The organism is Algibacter sp. TI.3.09, from assembly GCF_038154905.1.
Taxonomy (GTDB): domain Bacteria; phylum Bacteroidota; class Bacteroidia; order Flavobacteriales; family Flavobacteriaceae; genus Algibacter.
Genome location: NZ_JBAKAN010000002.1, coordinates 401,323 through 426,480, shown reverse-complemented (window position 1 = coordinate 426,480; position 25,158 = coordinate 401,323). Strand labels below are relative to the sequence as shown.

Here is a 25,158-nt window from a genome sequence, read left to right as displayed (position 1 = left end):
TATGAAATCTAATGTTTTAATAAAATATGCTTTAATGCTGTTGTGCCTAATGGCTATGCAAGCATATGCTCAAAACACAGATAACGAGCAGGTAAAACGAGTTAAGCGCGCTATTGTTATATTTAATGTTGCAGAACAAACACTTTATGGTGATACGCATGCAGACCCAAATTTTGTTATTGGGGTTTTGGGTAAAGACCGCACTATTATAGATTTAAAAAGCTTAGCGCAAAAAAGACAAATTAAAAATAAGCCAGTTAAAGTGGTTAGTTTTGGTAGTGTAAAAGATATTGAAAACGTAGATGTTGTTTACACTAATTATGATAAGAATTTTGATATTTTGTATGTTTTAAATAAAATAGCGAGCAGTAATACTTTGCTTATTACAGAGAATTATCCGTTTAATTCTTCTATGATTAATATCGTTAATGTAGGTAATGATTTTCAATATGAAATTAACGAGAAACTTATGCGACGCAGTAATATTGCTGCACACTATAATCTTCGTGAAAATGCTATTTCGTCTATAGAAAAATGGAAACAGTTGTTCCAAAATGCTGAAAATACTCTGGCTGAAACCAAAGATAAACTATCTGAAGTAGAGGGGAGTGTTAAACTTAAGGATGAGGAAATTAAAGGTCAAAAACAAACCATAGGTGATAAAGAAAATCTGCTAAAAAATAAAAACAAATCTTTAGCTAATCAAAAAAATGAAATTAAGGAGCTCATCTCTCTTTCTGAACTTCAAAATAAAAAATACTCCGATAAATTAATTATTGAAAGCGAGCTAGAACAACGCATTTTAAAGCAAGTAGATTCACTAAAAACTAAGCAGGAACAAATAGCGCTAAGTAATAGCGAAATAGAAAAACAACACGTTATTCTTGTTAAACAAAGAGAAGATATACTTGATAAGGAAGTGATAGCTAAAGAAATTAATGAAAAGCTGAGTACACAGCGCACAATTAATTATCTATTATTAGCATTGGTGCTTTTTGCTGTAATATTGGTTTGGGTGATATTGAGAAATTACCATGCTACAAAGCGATTAAATACTGTTTTAAAGGAGAAGAACAACACAATATATAGCCAGTCTTTTACTTTAGCTTCTAAGAATAAAGAATTAGAAGAGTTCGCGTATATTACAAGTCATGATTTAAAAGAGCCTTTGGCAACAATTTCTGGACTTATTGCTTTACTAAAAGATGATTATAAAGAAAAACTCGATGATGATGCGATGATGAGCATGGAGTTTATAGATAAATCTAGCGAGCGTATGAGAACCCAAATAGACGATTTGCTGGAGTATTCTAAATTGGGGAAATCTAAAGAGAAAACCGAGATTGATTGTAATGATCTGTTAGGTGAAATAACGTTGGATATTGCGAATGCTATTGCGCGCTTTAATGCCAAAGTAACCTACGGAAATTTACCGACTGTTTTGGGTAGTAAGGTTGAGCTTAGAGGAGTTTTTCAGAATTTAATAAATAATGCTATTAAATTTAAAAAAGCAGATGTAGATCCTGAGGTGGTTATTAGTTTTAAAACCGTAATATACGGTCCACAGAATAAAAATTTTTGGCAATTTGAGGTAGCAGATAATGGTATTGGTATTTCTCAAAAGCATAAAAGTAAAGTTTTCTCTATTTTCCAGAGGCTACATTCTCGTGAAGAATATGAGGGCACAGGTATTGGTTTGTCTTTTTGTAAAAAAATAGTTGAGTCTTTAGGCGGTCAAATTTGGTTTGAATCTGAAGTGCATAAAGGCACCACGTTTTTCTTTACAATACCTAAGTAGGTCGAAGGTTTTATAAAAAGTAAGCCTGTTGTTTACAGTAAATTCACATTGTTTTTTAAGTAGCGATTGCTGCGTTAGGGATTGAGGCATTTGTTGAAGCTCCTCGAAGAGAGCGACTGCCGAAATCCCGACCCTTGTGGTAACGCCCAAATATTTAAAATTTCGGTTTATAATATTAAAAAAAATATGTAGGTTTGCATCACTAAAAAAAGAAAAAAGATATGTCGTTTTCAGATTTATTTGATAGTGGTTTTAAAAAGCGTAATGAGGATCATTTTGCTGCAATTGTAAGAATTGCAATGGATGACGGCGTGATTACAGTTGAGGAACAAGCGTTTTTAGAGCGATTAGCTCGTAATTTGGATATTGGTGAAGGTGACTTTAACTTGATATTAGAGGATTATAAATCGCACCCAATTAACCCTCCAACATCTTACGATCGTCGTTTAGAGCGTTTGTATGATTTAGCACGTATGGTTTATGTGGATCATATTAAAGGTGATCACGAAGAGATTTTACTTAGAAAAATAGCTTTAGGGCTTGGTTTTCATGCTGATAATGTAAAGTATATTGTGGATAAAGCATTAACTTTAGTTAGTAGCGGTACGGATTTAGATGATTTTATTGATGCCATGAAAAAGATGAATCAATAATTATTTTATCTATGTTATATAATGTAAGCACCCTTTTTTAGGGTGCTTTTTTTGTGTTATAGGGTTTGGTGTTCTGCATATTTTAAACCATTAGGTAAGTCGATTGAAGAAAACTCCAAATGTAATACTCGACGACGTTTTTGAACAGTTGTTGGAGAAGAAGCATGCAATAATAACGGTTTTATTAATTGAACACCGCCTGCAGCAATTTCGCTTATAAAAGGGATGGAATTATTAGGAATAAGCTTTATTTCTTCATCATTTAAACGTTTATTGTGTGATCCCGGAATCACTTTTAAAGCCCCGTTTTTATTTGTAGTATCATCCAAATGAATACGCATCGCAAAAGTGTTTTTAGAAATATTTTCAGGAGGACAAACACTTATGACTCCTTTTTTATTAGTCCATGATTTAAAACCGTCAACCTCTATTTTTTCCAAGACATTTATGGGGACATCTTGATGCCAGGTTACATACCAATTGTCTTTTGGAGATTTATCAAAATAAATAGCTTTAGTTAAAAACACATCTTTATCAATCGATTTAATTAGCTTTTTAAAATTTTTGTTAAATAAAACATCTTTTAATTTTGGGATTTTTTTTAATACTTCACGCATGCCAAAAGCTTGCTCGTTATGTTCTTTTATATAACTATCAAGATTGGTTTTTAGTTTTCTAATGTCTCTTTTGGTGTAGATATGGTTTAGAATTCCAAAACCTTTATGTTCTAATCGTTTTGCAATTGTTTGTAGGTTTTTGTCATTAATTTCAGTTTCGTAAGCATTTACAGCATCATACAAGCGCTCTTTTATATTTCGCTTTAAGCGTTCGGGAGCAATTACTTTTACGCCTTCCCCTAGACCTAAAATTTCTTTTTCAAGTTCAAAATTAAGCTGTACGTCTAAAGCGATTGTTACACCATAATTATCGCGACTTACTTCTCTTTGCGAATGATGGAATGGCTTAGTTAAAGCGTAAGGTGCATGTTTGTGATTCACGTAAAGCAATACAGGGTCTGGTTCTAAATGCGGACTTACAGAAACCCCAATAACATCTTTATAATAGGTTTCTGAGTCAAATGTTACGTCAGGTAAAAAACTATTTTCACTTTTATTTAAAGCAATAATTCTATCTAAAGCTAAATTCATTAAGCCTTCATTCTTGTTTCTTTTTCCAATAATAAACCAGCGGTTTCTGAACTCTTTTAGTAAATATGGATGAAATGTAAATGTGCTTTCTTGTCTAGCTTTAAAGGATTGGTAAGTAATGTCTATCGCTGCTTTCTTTAAAATATACTGATAGAGTTTATCTAAATGTTTTAAGCCTTTTAAGTTTTCATTTTTCTCAAAATCTATCAGTGATTTTTCATGCGTTTTCTGTGTATAAACGTGATTTTCTAGTTTTTGAACCATACTGCCTAATTCATCAAAATGAGAGAAACCCTGAAACTGTTTTAAGAAAGAAACCGCCTCAGATAGTTTGGTTAAATCTTGATTAGAAATTGGGCTGTTAGTAATACTATAATCGTCGGCATCGTACTTATAAAACTTTCTATTATAAACTACAATTGGTGCATTGTAGCCTAGTTTGTCACTACGCATCATTTGTAGATCTAGTTGTACTGTACGTTTGCTGACATCAATATTTTTACCTTCATAGTCGTACAAAGCATCAGAAACAGCTTCAATTAAATCATTAAGCGTCCATTGCTTAAAGTTGTTTTGAAGGCATTTATCTATTGTTTTGTATCGAATTAATGCATTTTTGTTTACAGCCATTTTCTAAAAAAATTTCTTCTAATTTATGAGAAAATATCTAGTGCGCAAAAAGATTGCGTATACATGTGAGTAATTTGTATCAAATATTAAAATTATGGAAGCTTTAAAACTAAAAATATTTGATGTGTTAACTGAGAAAATATCTGTTTCTGAATTTGAAAATTGGTTGTATTCTTCTGAATATATAAATCAAAAAATAAAAGCAGATTCTTTATTTTTTAACATAATCAATATCAATTATAGAGAAGCGAAATCGATAAAGGAGCTAAAAGAAATAACGGCTAGTATTTTCACAGATGAAGAGCTGTTAGTTGTTAAGTTACTACAAAATTGTATAAAAATAAAAAACGCTGAAGCTTCTAAGAATATTAAAAAATCTGTTGTAGGTATTATTTCCGATTTTGATTATTGCACTGACTTAAATCCTTTTTGGGAATTTTATGATGTCTATTGTTCTTATAACTCATATGAATATTTTGAAGATGAATATACTAGCAGAAAAGATATTGATATTAAGCTAAAAGGGATTGCTATTTCTGTGATTACTACGTTTGAATCTGCAAAAAGCATAGAAGAAAGCATAGAGCTGTTGAAACAAATTGAAGAGAACAGTACGGAACAAAAAAATATAATACTTCGTATTATGAAGCTAAATTTTAGCTGCTTAGAAAAATAAATTTGGAGAAGTCGAAAATAAATTTAGATATTTGCAACGCATTTCAACCAAAATCAAGTTGAATTAAAAATTAGAAACTATGAGTTTATTTATAACATATCAAATCGATCCTAAAGGCATTATGCTTTTTGTGATGCTTCGTGATTATCGTTAGATAAACTTTTCAATTTTATAAATGAAAGATCCGAAGCAAGTTAAAAACTGTTTCGGATTTTTTATTTCCAATCATTAGCAAGCCTGCTAAACATATTTCCAAAAACAGTTATAAGTAGATATTATTTGTTGCTCAAGACACAATCTTGAGTGGCTCTAATAATTGTCTAAAATCAAAAAACAAAAATAAAACAATGGACACGAATTTGTTAAACAACTACGTGCTTAAAGCTATAGATGCGTATCCGTATGAGTTAGAAGAAACTGTAGAAAATCTAAATTACGCCTTGTCTTACCAAAGTGATAATGCTTATGCTTTATACTTAATGGCACGTTTACAGGCAGAGCAATTAGGCGACTACGACAAAGCAAAGCAATATTATGCCGAAGCTTTAGCTAACAATATGGATTTTCAAAAAGTATATCCAAGGTACATTCAAGTGTTACTAGATAATGAAGATTTAGAAGAAGCCCAAAAACTAATCGATTTTGCCTTAACCATAAAAGGTGTTGATAAAGGTTGTATTTGGGAGAAACAAGGTCGGCTTTTTGAAATAAAGCAAGAGAACAAAAAGGCAATTAAAGCGCTTAAAACAGCGAAGCAATTTGGATTTAATAACGATTTTATAAGCTATATAGATTTAGAAATATCTAGAAACAAAAGCAAAATAAAGCCTAAAAAAAAACCGTCTAAAAGCAAAGCGAAGAAGAAAAAGTGTAAAAAGAAGAAAAATAAATGAAATTAATTATTACTACGCAAAAAGATTGCGCAACAACCTGTAATATTTGCAGGGTAATTAAAAGGAAGTCTTTTGGAATCAGACTTTAAAAAGAAGTTGCTCCACCAGACAAGGACGCTGGTGGAGTTTATTAAAAGTTCTTTAAAATATTAAAATTGGAAGTATTGAGCAATTGGTTGGCTCGCGAGACTGTAACTCTCGTTTCTTAAATGAACATGTAGGTTCGAGTCCTACTACTTCCACATCAAGCAAGTCTTGTTCTGTGTTTCAGTATAGCACTATTGTATAAATCCTTGCGGTTTCGCATCAGGTTTTTATATTCAACTTGACTTGAAGGCTTTCGGTTATTTAGCCAAATAAATAATCTCCTCTATGTACGCAGGTTCGAATCCTGCCTTCATTAATTTGAAGTAGCTAAGTCCGGTTAAGCAATAGAAACAATCGCAGGTTCGAATCCTGCCAAGATCGAAATGATCTTGTGGTCGAGCGGTCAAAGACAATGGACTCAAAATCCATTATTTCACGAAGAAGGTCACTTATAAAAATCGACCACCAAGTGTGTCTCACTTAAAAAGGCAAAAAACAAAGTAAAGGTAAACTCGCTAAAACAACTTGTTGTTGCAGCAGTCCGGAAAATACCTTGAAATACAAATGTATTTTTAGATGCCTTAGGTATTCTTTTAAAGAATTATTAGTTAAAATTCAGTTTGAAAATTATTCAAATTGCAATTAATTAATCTTCAATAAAACGCTACCTAAATCGCTTCAAATCAATTGTCTTTCCGTATTTAAAAAGATGGTTTGCTTTTGCTTTGTTTTAATAAAGAATAGTCATTTCAGCTTGACTGAAATTCTATTATAAATAATTAATAGTTCTGAACAAAAAACAAAAATAACAGAACATTAAAAACAAAATAAGATGAAAAGAGTAAGAATTCATGCAGGAAAAGTAGGGTTAGTATTTAAAAATGGTAATTACAAATGTGTTATTACCCAAGGGTCGCATTGGTTAAAGTTTAATGAACATGTAATAGTTTATAGCTTAGACCTAGCCTTTAATACACCAACAGCATTGGAGATTTTACTTAAAGATCAAACGTTGGCAGATATGTTGCACGTTATTAATGTAGAAGACAATCAAATGGTATTAGTGTATAGCAATAATAACTTTAAAAACGTATTAACAGCAGGACGACACACTTTTTGGAGAGACCTAGTAAGCTATAGATTTATCACCGTAGATTTAAGCGATATTACTATTCCAGAAACAATAAATAAAGCTTTGTATACCAACAATGCTTTGCGTCTACATATTCGCACGTTTGAAGTTGCAGCACATGAAAAAGCAGTTCTAATTATTGATGATACGTTTGATAAAATTTTAGATCATGGTACATACCACTACTGGAGAAATAATCAAACTATTAAAATTGCGAAAGCAGATTTACGTCAATTACAATTAGAAGTTGGAGGTCAAGAATTGTTAACCAAAGACAAAGCCACTGTGCGCATTAATTTTTACGCACAGTACAAAGTTACAGATATCGAAACTGCTTTATTGCGCAACAAAGATTACGAAAAACAATTGTACACCAACTTGCAATTAGCATTAAGGTCTTTTATTGGAGCTTACACTTTAGACGAGTTGTTAGATCAAAAAGACAACATTGCAAAAGCAGTAGTAGAGGATGTGCAAACACAAGCACAAAAGTTAGGTGTAACCGTTTTACATGCAGGCTTAAGAGATGTGATTTTGCCAGGAGACATGAAAGAAATCATGAATCAAGTATTAATTGCTCAGAAAAAAGCGCAAGCCAATGTAGTAACAAGACGGGAAGAAACCGCATCTACACGCAGCTTGTTGAACACTGCAAAATTAATGGAAGACAACAGCATGTTGTTTAAATTAAAAGAGATGGAATATGTAGAGAAAATTGCTGATAAAATTGGCGAAATTACAGTGGCTGGAAACGGTAACGTAATCGAACAATTAAAAGATATTTTCTCTGTAAATAAGTAAAATTATGGCGTAACCCAAACCAGAAAAAAGTTTGGGTCGCGCTTTCCGCTAAATCTTTTGCAGAAAAAGCAAAAGGATATCGCATCAATCGCTTACGCGGGTGTACTTGCTAAGTATTTATTTAATTCTAAACTGGTTTTAGAATCATAAAATTAAAGAAACAATGAAAACACAAATAACAGGAAACGATTTAATAGCCTTAGGATTCAGACAAGGAAAATGGATGAAAGACGCTATTCAATATATTAACACCAATACATTATCTGAGGTTGAACTATCTAATTATTTAGAGCAATTCAAATCTCCCGATCCAATCGGGTTACATGCAAAACCAGTTGATTTTGCAATCAATATTAAAGCCGAAAACGAATTAGAAAAAGAGAACGTTTTTAAAGTGGTTAACTCTATGCAAACCTTAATGAAAACACCTACTTTAGTTGGAGGCGCTATTATGCCAGATGCTTGCCCGACGGGACCAGATGGAATAATTCCAGTTGGCGGTGTTGCAGTTGCTAAAAATGCAATTCACCCCGGAATGCATAGTGCAGATATTTGCTGTTCTGTAATGCTAACCGATTTTGGTAAAGCAGATCCAAAAGTTATTTTGGATGCAGCTCATGCAAACACACACTTTGGTCCTGGAGGACGTGATAGAGATTCTCAATTTAGATTTCCAAAGGAATTATTGGATGCTTTTGAGTCTAACGTGTTCTTAAAAGATAAGCAAATGATTCAAATAGCAAGAACTCATTTAGGTACGCAAGGTGATGGTAACCATTTTTTGTTTGTAGGGAAATCTAAAAAAACAGGAAATACAATGATGATTACGCACCACGGATCAAGAGGTCTAGGAGCGAGATTATATGATAAAGGCATGAAGGTTGCCGAACGTTTTAGAAAAGAATTATCGCCAGAAACAATGAAACAAAATGCGTGGATTCCGTTTAAAACAGAAGAAGGTCAAGATTATTGGAATGCCTTACAAACCATAAGAGATTGGACAAAATTAAACCATGAGGTGTTACATAATGCTGTAGCAGAAACACTAGAGATAACTATTGAGAACAGATACTGGAACGAGCATAACTTCGTTTTTAAAGATGGTGATTTGTTTTACCATGCTAAAGGTGCAACACCTCTAGATGCTAAGTTTATGCCAGATATTACAGGCCCAAGGTTAATCCCTTTAAACATGAGCGAACCGGTTTTAATTGTTGAAGGAGATACAACAGCAAACAATTTAGGATTTGCACCTCATGGTGCTGGTCGAAACGTAAGTAGAACGCAACATAGAAAAAGCAAAACAGGAACCACTATGCAAATTTTTAAAGAAGAAACTAGAGGTTTAGATGTTCGATTTTTTTCAAAGGAAATCGATATTACCGAGTTACCTTCTGCTTACAAAAATGCAAATACGGTAAGAGCACAAATGGACGAATATGGCTTAGGTAAAGTCATTGATGAGGTTTTACCTTATGGTTGTATTATGGCTGGAGATTGGCAGAAAAATGCACCTTGGAAAATTAAAAGAAATAAGCGCAATAAAAACAAACGTTAGGTTTATCATTTAATAAATTTTAAACCTAACATAAAAAACACCCAGGATAACAATAACACAAAAGCACATTTGTTATATTTACAACATGAGAATTTTTTTAATATTTTGTTTGTTTATAAGCACGAATATTTTTTCGCAATCTGATATTTTAGCGAGGGAGTATTTTAAAAACGGTGACTTTAAAAAGGCTTTAGCTGAGTATAAAAAAATCTACGAAGGGCCGTCAACAAGCTTAACAAATATAAATGCTATTGTAGAAACGCATCAGCAATTAGAGCAATATGCAGAAGCAGAAGCTTTTTTGTTAGAGGTGATGAAAGATATTGCGTATTCTGGGTTTTTAGTCGATTTAGGCTATAATTTTCAGTTGCAAAAAGATACCGTAAATGCAAGGCTTCAGTATAATAAAGCTTTAGAAAGTATCGATTTACGGGCTAGTAATGTGTTTTCTGTAGCAAAGGTATTTCAAAATCATAGTTTGCTGGATGAAGCTATTTTGGCTTATGAAAAAGGTACGGCTTCAAACCCTAAATATAATTTCGATTTACAATTGGCTCAGTTGTATGGAGAGCAAGGTAAAGTTGAAAAAATGTTTACCAGTTATATAGATTATGTTGAGGCTAATCCGTTTACTGTAAATAATATCAAACGGTCTATCAGCGATTTTATAAGTGAAAATAGTGATAATGAGAACAATATATTATTCCGAAAAATTTTATTAAAAAAAGCACAGCAAACTCCAGATTTGCTATGGAACGAGCTATTAAGTTGGTTGTTTGTGCAGCAAAAAGATATTAAAAAAGCATTTGTTCAAGAAAAGGCCATTTTTAATCGTCAGCCAGAAAGTTTAAACAGAATAGCCGATTTGGCGGTAATTGCAACCAATGAAAAAGCATACGAAACGGCTAAAGAAATTTACACATACCTTATAGAAAAAGCTCAAGATGCTGGCACACAGGTGCTGGCAAATTACCATTTATTACAACTAGAAGAGAAAGTAAGTTCTAAAGAAAATTACGAAGCTATTGAGGCTAAGTATTTAGAGTTGTTTGAAGAGTTTGGTTCGGTTTCTCAAACCTTAAAACTTCAAATTGCTTACGCACATTTTTTAGCGTTTTATAAGAATGAAACAGCTAAGGCGACTTCCTTTTTAGAAAAGTCTTTAAAACTATCTTTAACAGAATTTCAGAAGGCTGAGGTGAAGTTGGAACTGGGTGATATATTGGTGCTTCAAGAAAAATTTAATCAAGCTTTAATTTATTATACGCAAATTCAGCGAAGCTTAAAAAACAGTGAAATATCTCAAGAAGCCAGGTACAAAGTTGCAAAAACAAGTTATTATAAAGGTGATTTTAAGTGGGCCGAATCTCAATTAAAAATTTTAAAAGCATCAACATCGCAATTAATCGCTAATGATGCATTATACTTGAAGTTGTTAATAACAGACAATAAATATGAAGATTCTCTACAAACCGCTTTAAAACTATATGCTAAAGCCGATTTATTGGCTTTTCAGAATAGAAATGATGAAGCCATTAGTTTGTTAAGTGAGGTTTTGGCTGCGCATAAAACGGAGCCTATTATTGCTCAGGCTTTGTACAAGCAAGCAGAATTATTTGAAGGAAAACAACAATTTGAAAAAGCTGAGAGTAACTATAAATCTATAATTGAAAATTATGGAGAAGGTATTTTAATTGATAATGCCTTATTTAAATTGGCTGAATTGTACATGAATTACTTAGAGCAGCCAGATAAAGCCAAACCGCTTTACGAAGAGATTATTTTTAGCCATCCTGATAGTATTTATTTTGTTGAAGCACGAAAGAAATTTAGAGCTTTACGTGGCGATGCTATAAACTAATCTCAAAGCTAAATCTACGCGATTTTAACAATAAACCGAGAGTAATTTGGGTATTGTAATTAGGAGCTTTAATTTTGCGGCTTTAAATAGAAACTATGATAATATATAACGTAACTTCAAACATCGACGAGTCTATAGAAGCTGAATGGTTAATTTGGATAAAAGAGCATATTCCGCAAGTTTTAGGAACAGGTAAGTTTGAAAAGGCAACGCTTAGTAAGGTTTTGGTAGAAGAAGATATTGAGGGTGTGACTTACTCTGTGCAATACCGATCGTATTCTCGTGAAGCTTTAGATGCTTATTACCGAGACGATGCCGATAAATTTAGAATGGAAGGGCTTAAGAAATTTGCCGATAAAGTGCTTTCATTTCGTACTGAACTAGAAATAGTAGATGAGTATACGGTTAATTTTAAGTAATAAAAACCGAACATAAAAAAAGCCTATAAATTTAAATTTATAGGCTTTTTTATGTTTTAAAATATCTTATTTATTATAATGCGCTCTTAAATTGCTCTAAGAAACGTACATCATTTTCACTTAATAAACGAATATCGCCAATTTGGTGCAGTAGCATTGCAATTCGGTCTATTCCAACACCAAAAGCAAAACCAGAATATTCAGTAGAATCAATTTTACAGTTTTCTAAAACGTTTGGATCTACCATACCGCAACCTCCAATTTCTAACCAACCTGTTCCTTTTGTTATTTTATAATCTGTTTCTGTTTCTAAACCCCAGTACACGTCAATTTCTGCACTTGGTTCTGTAAACGGAAAGTATGATGGACGTAAACGAATTTCGCTTTTCCCAAACATTTCACTTGTAAAATGTTGTAGTGTTTGTTTTAAATCGGCAAAGCTTACATCTTTATCAATATATAAACCTTCTAATTGGTGGAAAAAACAGTGAGAACGCGCAGAAATAGCTTCGTTTCTGTATACACGACCAGGAGAAATAGTTCTAATTGGTGGTGTATTGTTTTCCATATAACGTACTTGTACCGAACTGGTGTGCGTGCGTAATAAAATATCCGGATCGGTTTGGATAAAAAATGTATCCTGCATATCGCGAGCCGGATGGTATTCTGGCAAGTTTAATGCTGTAAAGTTGTGCCAATCGTCTTCTATTTCTGGACCTTCACTTACATTAAATCCAATACGAGAAAAGATATCTATAATTTGATTTTTTACGATAGGAATAGGGTGTCGTGCACCTATTTGAACTGGTTCTCCCGGTCTAGATAAATCGCCGTAAATACCTTTTACTTCTTCGGTACTTTCAAGTTCTGCTTTTAGAGCGTTTACTTTATCCTCAGCTGTTTTTTTAAGTTTATTTATGGTTTGACCAAATTCTTTTTTTTGGTCGTTTGCCACATTTTTAAACTCTGCAAAAAAGTCGTTTAATAACCCTTTTTTACCTAAATATTTTATTCTAAATGCTTCTACCTCGTCTTTCGATTGTGCTTTAAAAGATTCGGCTTCGCTAATAAGTTCTTTAATTTTATCTATCATGACCTGTTCAAAATGTGCGCAAATTTAATGATTTTATAAATAAAAAACGCCTTCAATTGAAGGCGTTTGTATTATTTAACGATAAGAAAATTAATTTTTGATATATACATCTTTGTATGTGTCCTCTCCATCTTCATCAATAAAGTAAAATGTATTACCAGAGAAAATAATGGTTGCTGTACTAGTGTAGTCATCTTCATCATCTGTAAACTCGTAAATATTGTCGCCTAGGTTTACCCAGGTTCCAGTCGATTCGTAGTCAAGAGAACAAACGCCATCTTCATTTTCGTAATAACCTTTTGTAGAGAAGGTTCCGTCAGCATTAAAGATTATTTCATCTTGTTTCTCACAAGTATCAAGTTCATATTCTTCATCATTTTCAAAACTTTGGTAATAATTCCATATTCCAATAATTGAATCTTGAGAATCGTCGTCACTACTGCATGAGCTAAAGGTTAATGTAATAACGCTTAAAAGTAAAATTAATTTTTTCATTTTTGATTTGGGTTTTTAAATTTAAGAAGCGAATATATAAAAAAGACCGATAATCTGTCTGTTTTTTCTGTTTAAATGTGTTTTTTAATAATTTTCATCAAAAAGCAAGTTTATCTTGATAGGTGTTTTTTAGTGCAAATAATAAAGTAGAGCCAATGCTTTATAAGTGGTTGTATTTTAAAAATAATACTTTATTTAGAATGTTGTTGTAACAAAACATCAATATGAGCTACTTATATGGAGAAGTTTGGTCTTGCTTTTTGAATGTGTGAGATTCTAAATGTCGAATAGGCTCTTTAAAGATCAATAGTTTGTTTTTTGAAATAAAAAACCTCGAAACGGATGGAAAAACAGACTTATTATCGTTGTAGTGTTTAGAGGGAATGCAGTTTTTATTATACTTTCAAAATAAATTGTTCGATCGTAAAAAAGGTATTACATTTAATTATTAATTTTTTTAAATCTAAAATTATGGAGTGGTTTTACAGCTTGGCGCTTTTTACACAAATTTATTGGGGCATTGCATTAATTGGCTCTTTTATTTTTGTAATCACCATTGTAACCACTTTTATTGGTGGCGATTCGGGAGATTTAGATACCGATGCCGAAATTGAAGCTGATACTGGTATTGGGTTTCAGTTTATAACCTTTAAAAACCTTGTTGGCTTTTTTACCCTTTTTGGTTGGAGTGGTATTGCGTGTATTGATGCAGGCTTCTCTAAACCAATAACCGTAATGGTGTCTATTCTTTGTGGTTTAGCCATGATGGCGGTAATGGCTGCCATGTTTTATTTTATGCAAAAACTAAACCATAGCGGGACTTTAAAAATGAAAAATGCTATTGGTAGTGTTGGCGAAGTGTATTTAACCATTGGTGCTAAACGCTCAACTATAGGTAAGGCTCATGTAAGAGTGCAAGGTGCTTTAAGAGAACTAGAAGCTTTAACAGATTCTGAAACAGACCTTAAATCTGGATCAGTAATATCGGTAAGAGAAGTTACCACAAACGGAATATTAATTGTAGAACAACTAAATAAATAACACATGCTATCACTTTTTGTACAGGAGAACCTTCAATTGGGTTTTCCAATCGCTGTAATTGCAGCTATTTTATTCGTATTTTTATTTTTTATCGTATTAGTTAGGCGCTATAAACGCTGTCCTTCAGATAGAATTTTAGTAGTTTATGGTAAAGTTGGCGGTGGGCAATCGGCAAAATGTATCCATGGTGGTGCAGCCTTTATTGTACCTGTAATTCAAGATTACGAGTTTCTAGATTTAACACCTATTTCTATTGAGGTGAATTTAGTAAACGCCCTTTCTAAACAAAATATTCGTGTAAACGTGCCATCACGTTTTACAATTGGTGTTTCTACCGAGCCTGGAGTTATGCAAAATGCTGCGGAACGTCTTTTAGGTTTAGGTCAAAATGAAATTCAAGATTTAGCACAAGAAATTATATTCGGTCAGTTACGTTTAGTAGTGGCTTCTATGGATATTGAAGAAATTAATAATGACCGTGATAAGTTTTTAACCAACATTTCTCAATCTGTAGAAACAGAATTAAAGAAAGTGGGTTTAAAACTAATTAACGTAAATATCACCGATATCGTTGATGAGTCTGGTTATATTGAAGCTTTAGGTAAGGAAGCTGCAGCACACGCAATAAATGCAGCACGTAAATCGGTTGCCGAAAAAACTAGAGATGGTTCTATTGGTGAAGCGAATGCGGTACAAGATGAAAGAACTCAGGTTGCTGCTGCAAATGCACAAGCGGTTGAGGGGGAAAATAAGGCGAAAATTGCTGTTGCAAATTCCGATTCTTTACGTCGTCAACGTGAAGCAGAAGCAGAACGTGTAGCAAATGCTTCAGAAAAAGTACAAAGTGCAAAAGCTTTAGAGGAATCTTATGCTGCGGAACAATTAGCGGAAACTGCGAGAGCTGAACGTGAGCGTTCTTCTCAAATGGCAGATATTATTGTACCTGCGGAAATTGATAAAAAGAAAGTTGAAATTGACGCTGAAGCGGAAGCTGAAAGAACAAGACGTCGCGCCAAAGGTGAGGCTGATGGTATTCTTTTTAAAGCACAAGCAGAAGCACAAGGTTTATATGAAGTATTAACGAAACAAGCAGCTGGTTTAGATCAAATTGTGAAGGCTGCCGGAAATAACTCTAAAGACGCTGTATTACTTTTAGTTGCTGATAAGTTACCAGAACTAGTAAGAATGCAATCGGAAGCCATTAAAAATATTAAAATTGATAAGGTTACTGTTTGGGAAAATGGTGGCGGAAAAGACGGGAAATCGTCAACAGCTAATTTCCTTTCTGGTATGTACAAATCTGTACCACCTTTACAAGAAATGTTCGATATGGCTGGTATGCAATTGCCAGAGTATTTAAAGGGGAAAGATGTTGAAGCTGCTGAGGTAGTTTCTGAAAAAAATAATACCTCAGAGAAGTAATTAACGATTAATCTTTATAAAACTAAAAAGCCCAATAATCTATTTTGATTTTTGGGCTTTTTTTTTAAGACTATTTATAGTTTTAGCTGTTTTTAAAAGAGAAACTATCCTCTAAAACTTATTATGGAAGCGATGTTTTAGATGAAATTATTCAAGGTGTAAAAGTTGACTTTTTTAGTTGTATCTTACATGTTGTTAGTGTTTAAGCTTTTTTTAACTTGAATGAATTATTAATGTGAACGATACTTTTAAAACCATAGCGAGATTTCAATATTCTACCGAAGCACAAATTATAAAAGGTCGTTTGGAAGCCGATGGCATTCGGGTGTTTTTATTCGATAACCTTACTATAGATACCGATCCTTTAGTTAGTAATGCTATTGGTGGTGTAAAACTGAAAGTATTATCGTATCAAGCTGAAGAAGCCGAACATATTTTAAAATCGATAAACAAATTCTCTTTAGATAACCAAGGTAATGCTATAAAATGTCCGAATTGTAAAAGTGATAAAATTGAACTTTACTCCACAATAAAGGATATTAAAGCGCTTTTTGCTTTTATTTTTGCTTTCATAACTAATATTATCATATCTGCTTTACCAATTTATACAAAACATAAATACAGATGTGAAGCTTGTAAAACGGAATTTGATATAGAGAAAGTATCCCCTATTTATGTTGTGCCAGATGCAGGACCCACAATATCATAAGCAGTTTTTAAAGTTTTAATTGCAGTCTCTAATTCTTCTTCATTGAGCTGTCCAAAACCAAAACGGATAGCACAAGTATCTTTGTCTTGATAAAGTATTGTTTTTGGAAGAAATAAGTTGAGTTTTTCTGATTCTTCAGCCAATTTTACCAAAGAGATTTTATTATTAAATCGTAACCATATCGCTAAGCCTCCCGATGGTTTTTCCCATGTAATAATATTTTTAAAATAGAAGGCTAAGTGTTCGCATAAACAATCGCGCCTTTCTTTGTAAATTATAATATTCTTTTTGAGGAGTCGGTATATTTCACCTTCATGAATTAACTCGGCGAGTATTTGCTCCTGTATCATGTCGCCTTGCTTATCTAATAATTGCAAATAGTTTTTTGCTTCAGAAATTAAACTTTCAGGAGCCACTACAAATCCCGTTTGAAAACTAGGGAATAGTGATTGGCCAAGCTTTCCTAAATAAACCACCACACCATTACCATCGGCACTTGCCATAGGTAACATGGCAGAACCGTTGTATTGAAAATCATAATCATAATCGTCTTCAATAATAGCAAATTTGTAGGTTTTTGCTAGTTCTAATAGTTTTAATCGGCGCTCGGCACTAAGCGTTACTGTAGTTGGGTAATGCCTATGTGCACAGATGTATATAAAGCGAATGCTCCCTTTTATAAAATGAGTTCTTATGTAATCAACATCTAACCCATGTTCATCTACCGGAATTGTTTTTATGTCTGCTCCAGCTTGCTGAAAAATCATATTTGAAGCATAGTTACTTAAGTGGCCCACCAAAACAACATCGTTAGTTTTAATTAAAAGTTGAGAAACAATATACAAGCTCATTTCTGTACTTCGCGTACTTATAAGGTTGTTTGGTTTTATATGAAACCCTCGAGTTGCGTTTAAATAATTACAGAGTTGGGTTTCAAATTTTGAATAGGATACTGCTGTGGTTTGGTTCCATTTTGAAATTAAAGATTTCCGTTTCATGGCGGCACTATACCATCTAGAAAATTCGTGAACCGGATGTAGCGTTAAATCTGGGTTGCCATCGTTTATGCTATATTCTGCCTTTGTAGTTTGTAATGTAGATGCTAAATTAAATGATGTTTGAAAAGGAAAACCTGTAGTTTTTGGGTATTGATATACTTGGTCTATTTGGTGTGCTGTAGCTTTTATAGGTGCTGTTGTTTGCTCCGGAACCAAAATAAATGTGCCTTTGTTGGGTATTATTTCTACCCAACCTTGCGAGGCTAACTCATCATAAACAGCAACAGCGGTGTTTCTGTGTATTTTTAATTTCTGACTTAAAACACGAGTTCCCGGTAATGCTGTTCCTATGGATAAATAACCGCGTTGAATAGCATTTATAATTTGCTGAGCTATTTGAATGTATACGGGTTGAGACGTGTTTTTTTCAAATTGTATTAATTGCTGTAAGAGATTACTAACCGGACTATTCATTGTTTTAAAACTGGACTACTTAACTCGTCCGGAAAGTTACGACTTTTGCAGCGTTATAAACAAAACTTTTATGAAAACTACATTCGCTTTAACTGCTTTTATTATGTGCACATTTATGTCGCATGCACAAAAAGAGCAACAAAAACAAGACTTAGATACTATAGTTGTAGCGTCGACAAGAATAAATCTTCCTTTTAAGGAAAACTCAAGAACTATAAATATTATTTCTGCGGAAGCTATTAAAAATAGTGCTGCCAATAATATAGCCGATTTATTACAACAAGTTGCAGGTGTAGATATTAGAAGACGAGGAACTGCTGGAAGTCAGGCCGATTTATACATTAGAGGCGGAAGTTTTGATCAAACGCTTTTACTTATAGATGGTGTTAAAATGAATGATGTACAAACAGGGCATCACACCATGAATGCGGCTTTACCAATAGAGGTTATTGAGCGTATTGAAATTATTAAAGGTCCTGCTGCTCGTATATTTGGGCAAAATGCTTTTAACGGTGCTATTAATATTGTTACTAAAAAAGAATTAAACAATACGGTTTCTGTTAAAGCGGAAACAGGTTCGTTTGGCCAGTTAAACGCTGGTGTTACTATTGCTACAGATTTAGAGAATTCATCGCATATTGTGCATGTCGACAAAATGTCTTCGGCTGGTTATCGATATAATACTGATTACGATAATAGTAACTTTTTTGTAAAAAGTGTATTCAACAAAGACAAAAAAGCTATTGAAATGATCGCTACTTTTCAAGAGAGAAAGTTTGGTGCCAATGGTTTTTATGCAAGAGAAAGCGGAACTGATCAATATGAAGAAACTCAAAACAGCTTAATTGCATTTTCTACACAGTTTAAAACTGAAAGTTTAACAATTAAACCACGTATTTACTGGAAACGAAACCAGGATGAATATGTGTATTTACGTAATGATCCAACGGTTTATAGAAATTTACATATTTCCAATAAAATAGGAGCTGAGGTTAACGGATCTTATAGATCAAAAGCAGGTATTACAGGTTTTGGAATCGATATGTCTGAAGATTTTATTACAAGTAATAATTTAGGAGATCGCGATAGATTTATGACGACCTTGTTTTTGGAACACAAATTCAAAGTTCTTGATGATAAATTAGATATTACGCCTGGTGTTGCTGTTACTTATTTTTCTGATTTCGATTTTTATGCCTTCCCTGGTTTAGATGTTGGCTACAAAATAAGTGATGCTGTAAAAGCTTATGGTAACATTGGTTATACTTATAGAATACCAACGTATACCGATTTGTTTTACAATGACCCAAGTACAGCTGGAAATCCAGATTTGGAGGTTGAAGAAGCTTTTGCGCAAGAAATTGGAATTAAATATTTTTCACCAAGGTTTTCTGGTTCTGTGGCAATTTATAATAGAGACGCACAAAATCTAATTGATTTTATTCGTCCAAACACTACAGAAGCTGTTTATACAGCAACCAATATTACAGATGTAAACACTAAAGGTTTTGAGGTTGATGCCGCTTATAATTTTAAACTAAATACGTTTAATCAAACATTGGCTGTGGGTTATAATTTTTTAGAAGATGACATTTTAAATCAGAATAAAGAATTATCGCGTTATTCTTTAAATACCTTAAAGCATCATTTTACAACACGTTTAAGCACGCAATTATTTAAAAATGTAAGTCATAATATTATTTACAAACATGCACAACGTACCACTGGTGATAGCTATAATGTATGGGATGCATCTTTAGTTGTTAATGTAAAGCAATTAGAGTTTGCCGTTACAGCGAGTAATATATTTAATGCCGATTATATTGAAGCTGGTTTTGTACCTATGCCACCAAAAAACATCTTATTTGGTATGCGATATAGTTTAAATTAATTAAACGTTTTCTGTGATAGAGTAAAAAAAATGGAATCTATGAGCGATACAAAACACAATTGGACCAAAGAAGAAATTCTAGATATTTACAACAAGCCATTAATGGAGTTGCTTTACGAAGCAGCAACAGTACATCGAGTAAATCATGATCCTAATGTGGTGCAAGTATCAACTTTACTTTCTATAAAAACCGGTGGTTGTAGTGAAGATTGTGGGTATTGTCCGCAAGCAGCACGATATCATACCAATGTTGAAGGAAACGATTTAATGTCTGTGCCACAAGTTAAAGCGCAAGCTCTACGGGCTAAGGCAAGCGGAAGTTCTCGGGTTTGTATGGGAGCGGCATGGCGAAATGTAAAAGATGGTGAAGAGTTTGATGCTGTTTTAGAAATGGTGCGTACCATTAATAAACTCGACATGGAGGTTTGTTGTACTTTAGGTATGATTACCGAAAACCAAGCGCAACGTTTGGCAGAAGCAGGTTTGTATGCGTATAACCATAATTTAGATTCTTCGGAAGAATATTATAAAGAAGTCATTTCTACGCGTGGTTATCAAGATCGATTGGATACTATTGATAATGTGCGCAAAACTAATGTTACCGTTTGTAGTGGTGGTATTATTGGTATGGGCGAAAATATTGAAGATCGAGCAGGTATGCTTGTTGCGCTTTCTACATTAAATCCGCAACCAGAATCTACACCAATTAATGCACTTGTTGCTGTGGAAGGCACACCGCTTGAGGATGAGAAACCAGTTTCTATTTGGGAAATGATTAGAATGGTAGCAACTACTAGGATTGTTATGCCAGAAACTCAAGTGCGTTTAAGTGCGGGTAGAACGCAAATGAGTAGAGAAGGACAAGCCATGTGCTTTTTTGCTGGTGCAAACTCTATTTTTGCTGGCGATAAATTATTAACTACGCCAAACCCTGATGTTAATGAAGACATAAAAATGTTTGAACTTTTAGGATTGAATCCGCAAAAACCTTTTACAAAAAAGGTACAACCACAAACTGTCGAAGCAACCGATTCTGAATTTCAATCTTTAGGTGAAAAACCAAAATGGACACGCCCAGAGCATAAAATTGAACGTAACGAATTGGCTAAAGAAAAAGGAAAATTGATTAAGTAGTGTTCTTTTTTAAAGGATAAATTTTGTAAATAAAGTCTGTTGATAGCATGTTGAAGGTGTTGTTAGCGGGCTTTTTTCGCGTTAGGGATTGCAGCGGTAGCTTTTGGCGAGGCGCGCATCGAGCCAAAACTTTTAGCGGAAAGCCCGACCCTTTTTGGGTAACGCCCAAAGATTGATAATTTATTTTTTAATAAAAATATTATTGTTAATCGATAATTTTTATATATTTGTTATCGAATAACAATAATTTTATCATGACTAAAAATAGACTTTTAAACATTTCGATTGTGCTTTGTAAATTTATAAAACTTGGTTACATTGTATTTTTTATAGGTTTAACTTTTGTTTTTGTTCATGTACAGATGGATAGAGATTATTATAAAGACAAGGAGGTGACGATTAATTCTGATAGTAAGGATTTTTTTATATCATCCCGTTCTATATTGAAATCTGAAATTACGAATACTAATATTTATACTTTAGATAACATAAAGACCTTTTCTTTATATTTAGGCTATTTTCAGCTATCAGGAATATTATTGGTTTTATTTTTAAGTATAAAAGAGTTTCAAAAGATTTTGAAATCAGTAAAAAAAGTGAAGTCTTTTGAAGAGGATAATATAAAATCTTTTAGACGCATTGGTAAATTTATTTTTATTTATACTTTGCTAACCAGTTTCCAAGTAATGAATTTTAATAAAGGGTATTTTCATGGCTTTGGAATTTCATTAACGCCTTTGTTTTTAATTTTATTTGCATTTATTATGGGTGAGATTTTTAAAGAAGGATATGCCTTAAAACAAGAAAACGACTTAACTATATAACGGATGCCAATTATTGTAAACTTAGATGTCGTACTTGTCAAACGTAATATTAAGAGTAAAGACTTAGCCGAAATTATTGGGATCACTACAGCTAATTTATCGATACTAAAATCTGGAAAAGCCAAAGCTGTTCGTTTCTCTACTTTGGAGGCCATTTGTAAAGCTCTAGATTGCCAACCAGCAGATATTTTGGAATATGTTGAAGATTAATATTGTTTACCAATTGATGTTACTAGTTTAAAAATGTATTTTTGATAAATATTGCAACATAAAGATTCTATTATGAAAACCTTTACTCTCCTCTTATTTTTACTTGTATCATCTTTTAGTTTCTCGCAAACTGGTCAAATTGTAAAAACCGAAGACGGACGCCGTGTGTTTCTTAAAAACGATTATACTTGGGAGTATCTTGATGCTGTAGATTCAGAATCGCAAACCGCTTTAATCGAATCGCTTAAACCGGCAGATGAAAACGCATGTAATCTTGATACAGGTTACTTAGAGCCTAGGTTAGATGGTAAAATTCAATCGCAATTAAAACGCGGTCGTTCCTCTATGGGATATGTAAAAAAGAAAGTTGCTAAAGATCAAAACTGCTCGGTAGACGATGTTTTTTTATTGTCTTTTTCTGAGCAAAAAAAGAAAGCGGTTTATCATTTTTGTGCAAATGGAGCTGAGGTAACTTATAAACGCTTAGGGAATTCTATTATAAAGGCGTCTAAACTTTTTTAATTTTAGGTAATTGAAATTTTTCTTGTTTTTTCGGCAAAATATCGACATAAAAAAACCGTAAAAAACTAAAATTAAGTTGTTTACGGTCTTAAAAAGTACTCAAGGCGGGAGTACCTTATTTTTTAAACGTATTTAATCTCTTTTAAACCCTTTAAATAATATATAGTAGAGCTTAATTAATTTATATGAAATCAATTTTCATCAAATTTTATTTAAATAGGTAGCCCTTTTAATTGCCCTCTTTTATATATTTGTATCAAATTGTATATTTATGAGAGTTTCATTTCATTTAAGAAAGGATAAGGTTAATAAAGAAGGGTTAATGCCAGTTAGAATGTTAATTACAGCGAAAGACTGTAAAATATTTAAAGTGATTAAAGGTGTTAATTGTAAAGAATCCTTTTGGGATAAAAGAAGTGAACGTCTTAATTCCCCAAGAAAAAATAACCCTTACAATTATCATATTGAATACAATAAGGTAATTGACGAAAGGGAAGATGAAATAAAAAAATTGTTTAGATATATTTTGCTAAACAATATCAATCCTACTAAAGATTATATTTTAGAGAAGCTTGAAAATGGATTAGATAAAGTAAACCTTACGCATGATTTTTTTCCAACTTTTGAAGAATTTAAAGATTCAAGTAAATCTACAAAGACACCGAGAACTATTAAGTCTTATGTTACAACTATAAATTTTCTTAAAGATTTTGAATCTTATTCTGGAATAAAGTTATTATTTGATTCTATTGATAGTACCTTTTTTGAGAAATTACAGGATTATACTTTTACAGAAAGAAAAAACAAAAATAGCTACTTCGCTTTCATTATAAAGGTTTTAAAAACTTTTATGAATTGGTCTTTAGATAAAGAATATCACAATAATCTAAAGTATAAGAAATTTAAAGCTAGAGAAGATGAAACCGAAATCATCTATTTAACAATGGATGAATTAATGACGCTTTATAACCACGATTTTGAATCTGACAGATTAAATCAAGTAAGGGATATGTATGTGTTTAATTCTGTAACAGGTTTGAGAATTTCCGATTACAAGGCTCTAAAACCATCAAATGTAAAAAAGGATTACTTGTTAATTACTGTTCAAAAAACAAAAGCAATCAACACTAAAATACCTTTAAATAAGTTTTCTAGAGAAATTTTAGAAAGATATAAAGATACAATTCACGAGCCTTTACCTGTTATTTCTGACCAGAAATTTAATAAGTATATTAAAGAATGCTGTAAAATAGTTGAGATTGATACTTTGGTTACAAAAACCAGATACGTAGGTCAAAAAAGAATAGAAAAAACGGTGCCAAAATATAAATTAATTACTTCTCATACAGCTCGTAAAACTTTTGTAACTAATTCCTTAATTTTAGGAATGAAAGAAATGGTTGTAAGAAATATTACAGGACATAAAAAAGAGGAAAGTTTTAGACGTTATGTGAAAATTGCAGAGGATTTTAAGAGACAAGAAATGGATAATACTTGGAATAAAATATAAATTACAATGTTAGACCAAGAACTAAAAGATGAGTTTTATTCAAAATATAATACGTTTTTAGAAGAAATTCCGAGTAAGAATGTTTTATCCGATTTTTATATTTCAAGTGAGAAATTTTATAAAGAATCTTATTATTATCCGAATAGAGAGGAATTTAATGAAATCTTGTCAACTTTAATTAATTACAATTTCAAAAAAAAGACTTTTAAAAAAGCTGCTTTTTTTACTTTTCTTGAAAACGAACATTTTGGATTAGTAAGCATAAATAGCCTAGAGAAAAATTTGATTCATTTTATACAAATGGAGGTTGATGTGTTTATGGGTTCAAATTACAATTGCTCTTTTAAGAAGGTGGATTTTTACGAGAAAAACAACCCTTTCAAATCAAAAAAAGAGTTTCATTTTTTCATTATTTCAAAAACACTTGAAAATATAGAGTTTAATCCTTTCGATGGAAGTTTTTCTGCTAAAAATGAATTTTACCTTTTGGAAGAGTATTTTGATTTAGTATTACTTAAATTAAAAGAAAAATTTGATTCCCTTAATATTGAAGTTCTGCATCACGAAGTAATTAGGCTCGAAGTATTAAAAGAAAAATATCATTTTCATTTTTTAAATTCTTCTATTAAAAAAATTGAAAAGCTAATAGAAAGGTTAAGTTCACGTTCTGTTAAGATTAAAGAGAAAAAGGATCAATTCAAACTAAATATTAGTCCTCAAAAATTAAGTAAGTTGTATGTTCTTTTTTTTGAAAACAACAATACACAAATCAATGAAGAAAAAATAAAAAGAATTAATCAATTTATTTCTAATTGTTTTGAGTCTGATAGTAAATATTCTGCAATTACAAATACATATAAAACGAAATCAAAGTCTATAGATTTCTTAAATAAGAAAAAGTTTAAACCATTTATTGCTGTATTGATTCTTTTTATAAAACTAGAATATGTCGAAGAAAAAAACGCTTCCAGTATTAATGATATTTTAGTTTCAGATTTAAAAGAAATAAATACAGGGTATATTGGTTTAAGTGGTAATTTAAGAAACGTTATATCTCAAGACCTTTATCCGTTGTCAATAAAAGAACTTATAGAGTTGGCAAACTTCAAATCTTTTACAGAAATAACATCAGTTTTAAAAGATTGATATGCAGTTATTTACTAGTTTTAAAAGTTAACA

Annotated in this window: 22 protein-coding genes and 1 tRNA gene; 19 read left to right on the top strand and 4 right to left on the bottom strand. The window is 32.2% G+C overall.

The window, feature by feature from the left end; all coding sequences use genetic code 11:
- Position 1 precedes the first annotated feature (1 nt).
- Together V6246_RS09550 and V6246_RS09545 are read left to right on the top strand one after the other, a co-directional pair.
- The gene (locus V6246_RS09550) at positions 2-1,798 is read left to right on the top strand and encodes a YfiR/HmsC family protein (protein ID WP_341560172.1); all 1,797 of its coding nucleotides are present in this window, start codon (positions 2-4) and stop codon (positions 1,796-1,798) included.
- A 221-nt stretch (positions 1,799-2,019) separates the two neighbouring features.
- Positions 2,020-2,451, top strand: a complete 432-nt coding sequence (locus tag V6246_RS09545; protein WP_341560171.1) for a TerB family tellurite resistance protein — start codon at positions 2,020-2,022, stop codon at positions 2,449-2,451.
- Positions 2,452-2,507: 56 nt separating this feature from the next.
- Here V6246_RS09545 and V6246_RS09540 read toward each other — a convergent pair whose 3' ends face one another.
- Positions 2,508-4,229 (bottom strand): phytanoyl-CoA dioxygenase family protein, encoded by a 1,722-nt coding sequence (locus V6246_RS09540; protein ID WP_341560170.1) that lies wholly within the window; start codon positions 4,227-4,229, stop codon positions 2,508-2,510.
- Positions 4,230-4,323: 94 nt separating this feature from the next.
- Between V6246_RS09540 and V6246_RS09535 the strand changes: the two genes are divergently transcribed.
- The 7 genes from V6246_RS09535 to V6246_RS09505 all read left to right on the top strand — a co-directional run bounded on the left by V6246_RS09535 (position 4,324) and on the right by V6246_RS09505 (position 11,656).
- Positions 4,324-4,905 (top strand): hypothetical protein, encoded by a 582-nt coding sequence (locus V6246_RS09535; protein ID WP_341560169.1) that lies wholly within the window; start codon positions 4,324-4,326, stop codon positions 4,903-4,905.
- Between the two features lie 347 nt (positions 4,906-5,252).
- The gene (locus V6246_RS09530) at positions 5,253-5,798 is read left to right on the top strand and encodes a hypothetical protein (RefSeq protein ID WP_341560168.1); all 546 of its coding nucleotides are present in this window, start codon (positions 5,253-5,255) and stop codon (positions 5,796-5,798) included.
- A 157-nt stretch (positions 5,799-5,955) separates the two neighbouring features.
- Positions 5,956-6,040, top strand: a tRNA-Tyr gene (locus tag V6246_RS09525).
- A gap of 677 nt (positions 6,041-6,717) precedes the next feature.
- Positions 6,718-7,818: a slipin family protein gene (locus tag V6246_RS09520; RefSeq protein ID WP_341560167.1), complete on the top strand. Its 1,101-nt coding sequence runs from the start codon at positions 6,718-6,720 to the stop codon at positions 7,816-7,818.
- Positions 7,819-7,981: 163 nt separating this feature from the next.
- Complete coding sequence (locus V6246_RS09515) at positions 7,982-9,376, top strand: RtcB family protein (RefSeq protein ID WP_341560166.1); 1,395 nt, start codon at positions 7,982-7,984, stop codon at positions 9,374-9,376.
- 85 nt (positions 9,377-9,461) lie between these two features.
- The gene (locus V6246_RS09510; protein WP_341560165.1) at positions 9,462-11,237 is read left to right on the top strand and encodes a tetratricopeptide repeat protein; all 1,776 of its coding nucleotides are present in this window, start codon (positions 9,462-9,464) and stop codon (positions 11,235-11,237) included.
- Positions 11,238-11,332: 95 nt separating this feature from the next.
- Complete coding sequence (locus V6246_RS09505) at positions 11,333-11,656, top strand: DUF4286 family protein (RefSeq protein WP_074936715.1); 324 nt, start codon at positions 11,333-11,335, stop codon at positions 11,654-11,656.
- A gap of 73 nt (positions 11,657-11,729) precedes the next feature.
- On the opposite strand, the gene pheS is transcribed toward V6246_RS09505, so the two are convergent.
- A complete protein-coding gene (pheS, locus tag V6246_RS09500) occupies positions 11,730-12,749 on the bottom strand; it encodes a phenylalanine--tRNA ligase subunit alpha (RefSeq protein WP_341560164.1) in 1,020 nt (339 codons plus the stop codon).
- Positions 12,750-12,839: 90 nt separating this feature from the next.
- Entirely contained in the window at positions 12,840-13,244 is a 405-nt protein-coding gene (locus tag V6246_RS09495; protein ID WP_341560163.1) for a lipocalin-like domain-containing protein, read from the bottom strand.
- 471 nt (positions 13,245-13,715) lie between these two features.
- On the opposite strand from V6246_RS09495, the gene V6246_RS09490 reads away from it, so the two are divergent.
- The 3 genes from V6246_RS09490 to V6246_RS09480 all read left to right on the top strand — a co-directional run bounded on the left by V6246_RS09490 (position 13,716) and on the right by V6246_RS09480 (position 16,416).
- Positions 13,716-14,285, top strand: a complete 570-nt coding sequence (locus V6246_RS09490) for a hypothetical protein (protein ID WP_317164218.1) — start codon at positions 13,716-13,718, stop codon at positions 14,283-14,285.
- 3 nt (positions 14,286-14,288) lie between these two features.
- Entirely contained in the window at positions 14,289-15,707 is a 1,419-nt protein-coding gene (locus V6246_RS09485; protein ID WP_159018670.1) for a flotillin family protein, read from the top strand.
- 235 nt (positions 15,708-15,942) lie between these two features.
- Positions 15,943-16,416: a DUF2007 domain-containing protein gene (locus V6246_RS09480; RefSeq protein WP_341560162.1), complete on the top strand. Its 474-nt coding sequence runs from the start codon at positions 15,943-15,945 to the stop codon at positions 16,414-16,416.
- On the opposite strand, the gene V6246_RS09475 is transcribed toward V6246_RS09480, so the two are convergent.
- The gene (locus V6246_RS09475; protein ID WP_341560160.1) at positions 16,380-17,888 is read right to left on the bottom strand and encodes an aminotransferase-like domain-containing protein; all 1,509 of its coding nucleotides are present in this window, start codon (positions 17,886-17,888) and stop codon (positions 16,380-16,382) included. The two genes, V6246_RS09480 and V6246_RS09475, sit on opposite strands and share 37 nt — an antisense overlap.
- Positions 17,889-17,958: 70 nt before the next feature.
- On the opposite strand from V6246_RS09475, the gene V6246_RS09470 reads away from it, so the two are divergent.
- From V6246_RS09470 to V6246_RS09440, 7 genes are all read left to right on the top strand, one after another.
- Positions 17,959-19,779: a TonB-dependent receptor plug domain-containing protein gene (locus V6246_RS09470; protein WP_341560158.1), complete on the top strand. Its 1,821-nt coding sequence runs from the start codon at positions 17,959-17,961 to the stop codon at positions 19,777-19,779.
- A gap of 39 nt (positions 19,780-19,818) precedes the next feature.
- Positions 19,819-20,913 carry a biotin synthase BioB gene (bioB, locus tag V6246_RS09465; protein WP_341560157.1) on the top strand — a complete coding sequence of 365 codons (1,095 nt, stop codon included), beginning with the start codon at positions 19,819-19,821 and terminating at the stop codon, positions 20,911-20,913.
- A 254-nt stretch (positions 20,914-21,167) separates the two neighbouring features.
- A complete protein-coding gene (locus tag V6246_RS09460) occupies positions 21,168-21,737 on the top strand; it encodes a DUF2975 domain-containing protein (protein WP_341560155.1) in 570 nt (189 codons plus the stop codon).
- A 3-nt stretch (positions 21,738-21,740) separates the two neighbouring features.
- Entirely contained in the window at positions 21,741-21,947 is a 207-nt protein-coding gene (locus V6246_RS09455) for a helix-turn-helix domain-containing protein (RefSeq protein ID WP_341560154.1), read from the top strand.
- A gap of 72 nt (positions 21,948-22,019) precedes the next feature.
- Positions 22,020-22,469 (top strand): DUF3157 family protein, encoded by a 450-nt coding sequence (locus tag V6246_RS09450; protein WP_341560153.1) that lies wholly within the window; start codon positions 22,020-22,022, stop codon positions 22,467-22,469.
- 271 nt (positions 22,470-22,740) lie between these two features.
- Complete coding sequence (locus V6246_RS09445; RefSeq protein WP_341560151.1) at positions 22,741-23,979, top strand: site-specific integrase; 1,239 nt, start codon at positions 22,741-22,743, stop codon at positions 23,977-23,979.
- A gap of 6 nt (positions 23,980-23,985) precedes the next feature.
- Positions 23,986-25,125 (top strand): hypothetical protein, encoded by a 1,140-nt coding sequence (locus V6246_RS09440; protein WP_341560150.1) that lies wholly within the window; start codon positions 23,986-23,988, stop codon positions 25,123-25,125.
- Positions 25,126-25,158 lie beyond the last annotated feature (33 nt).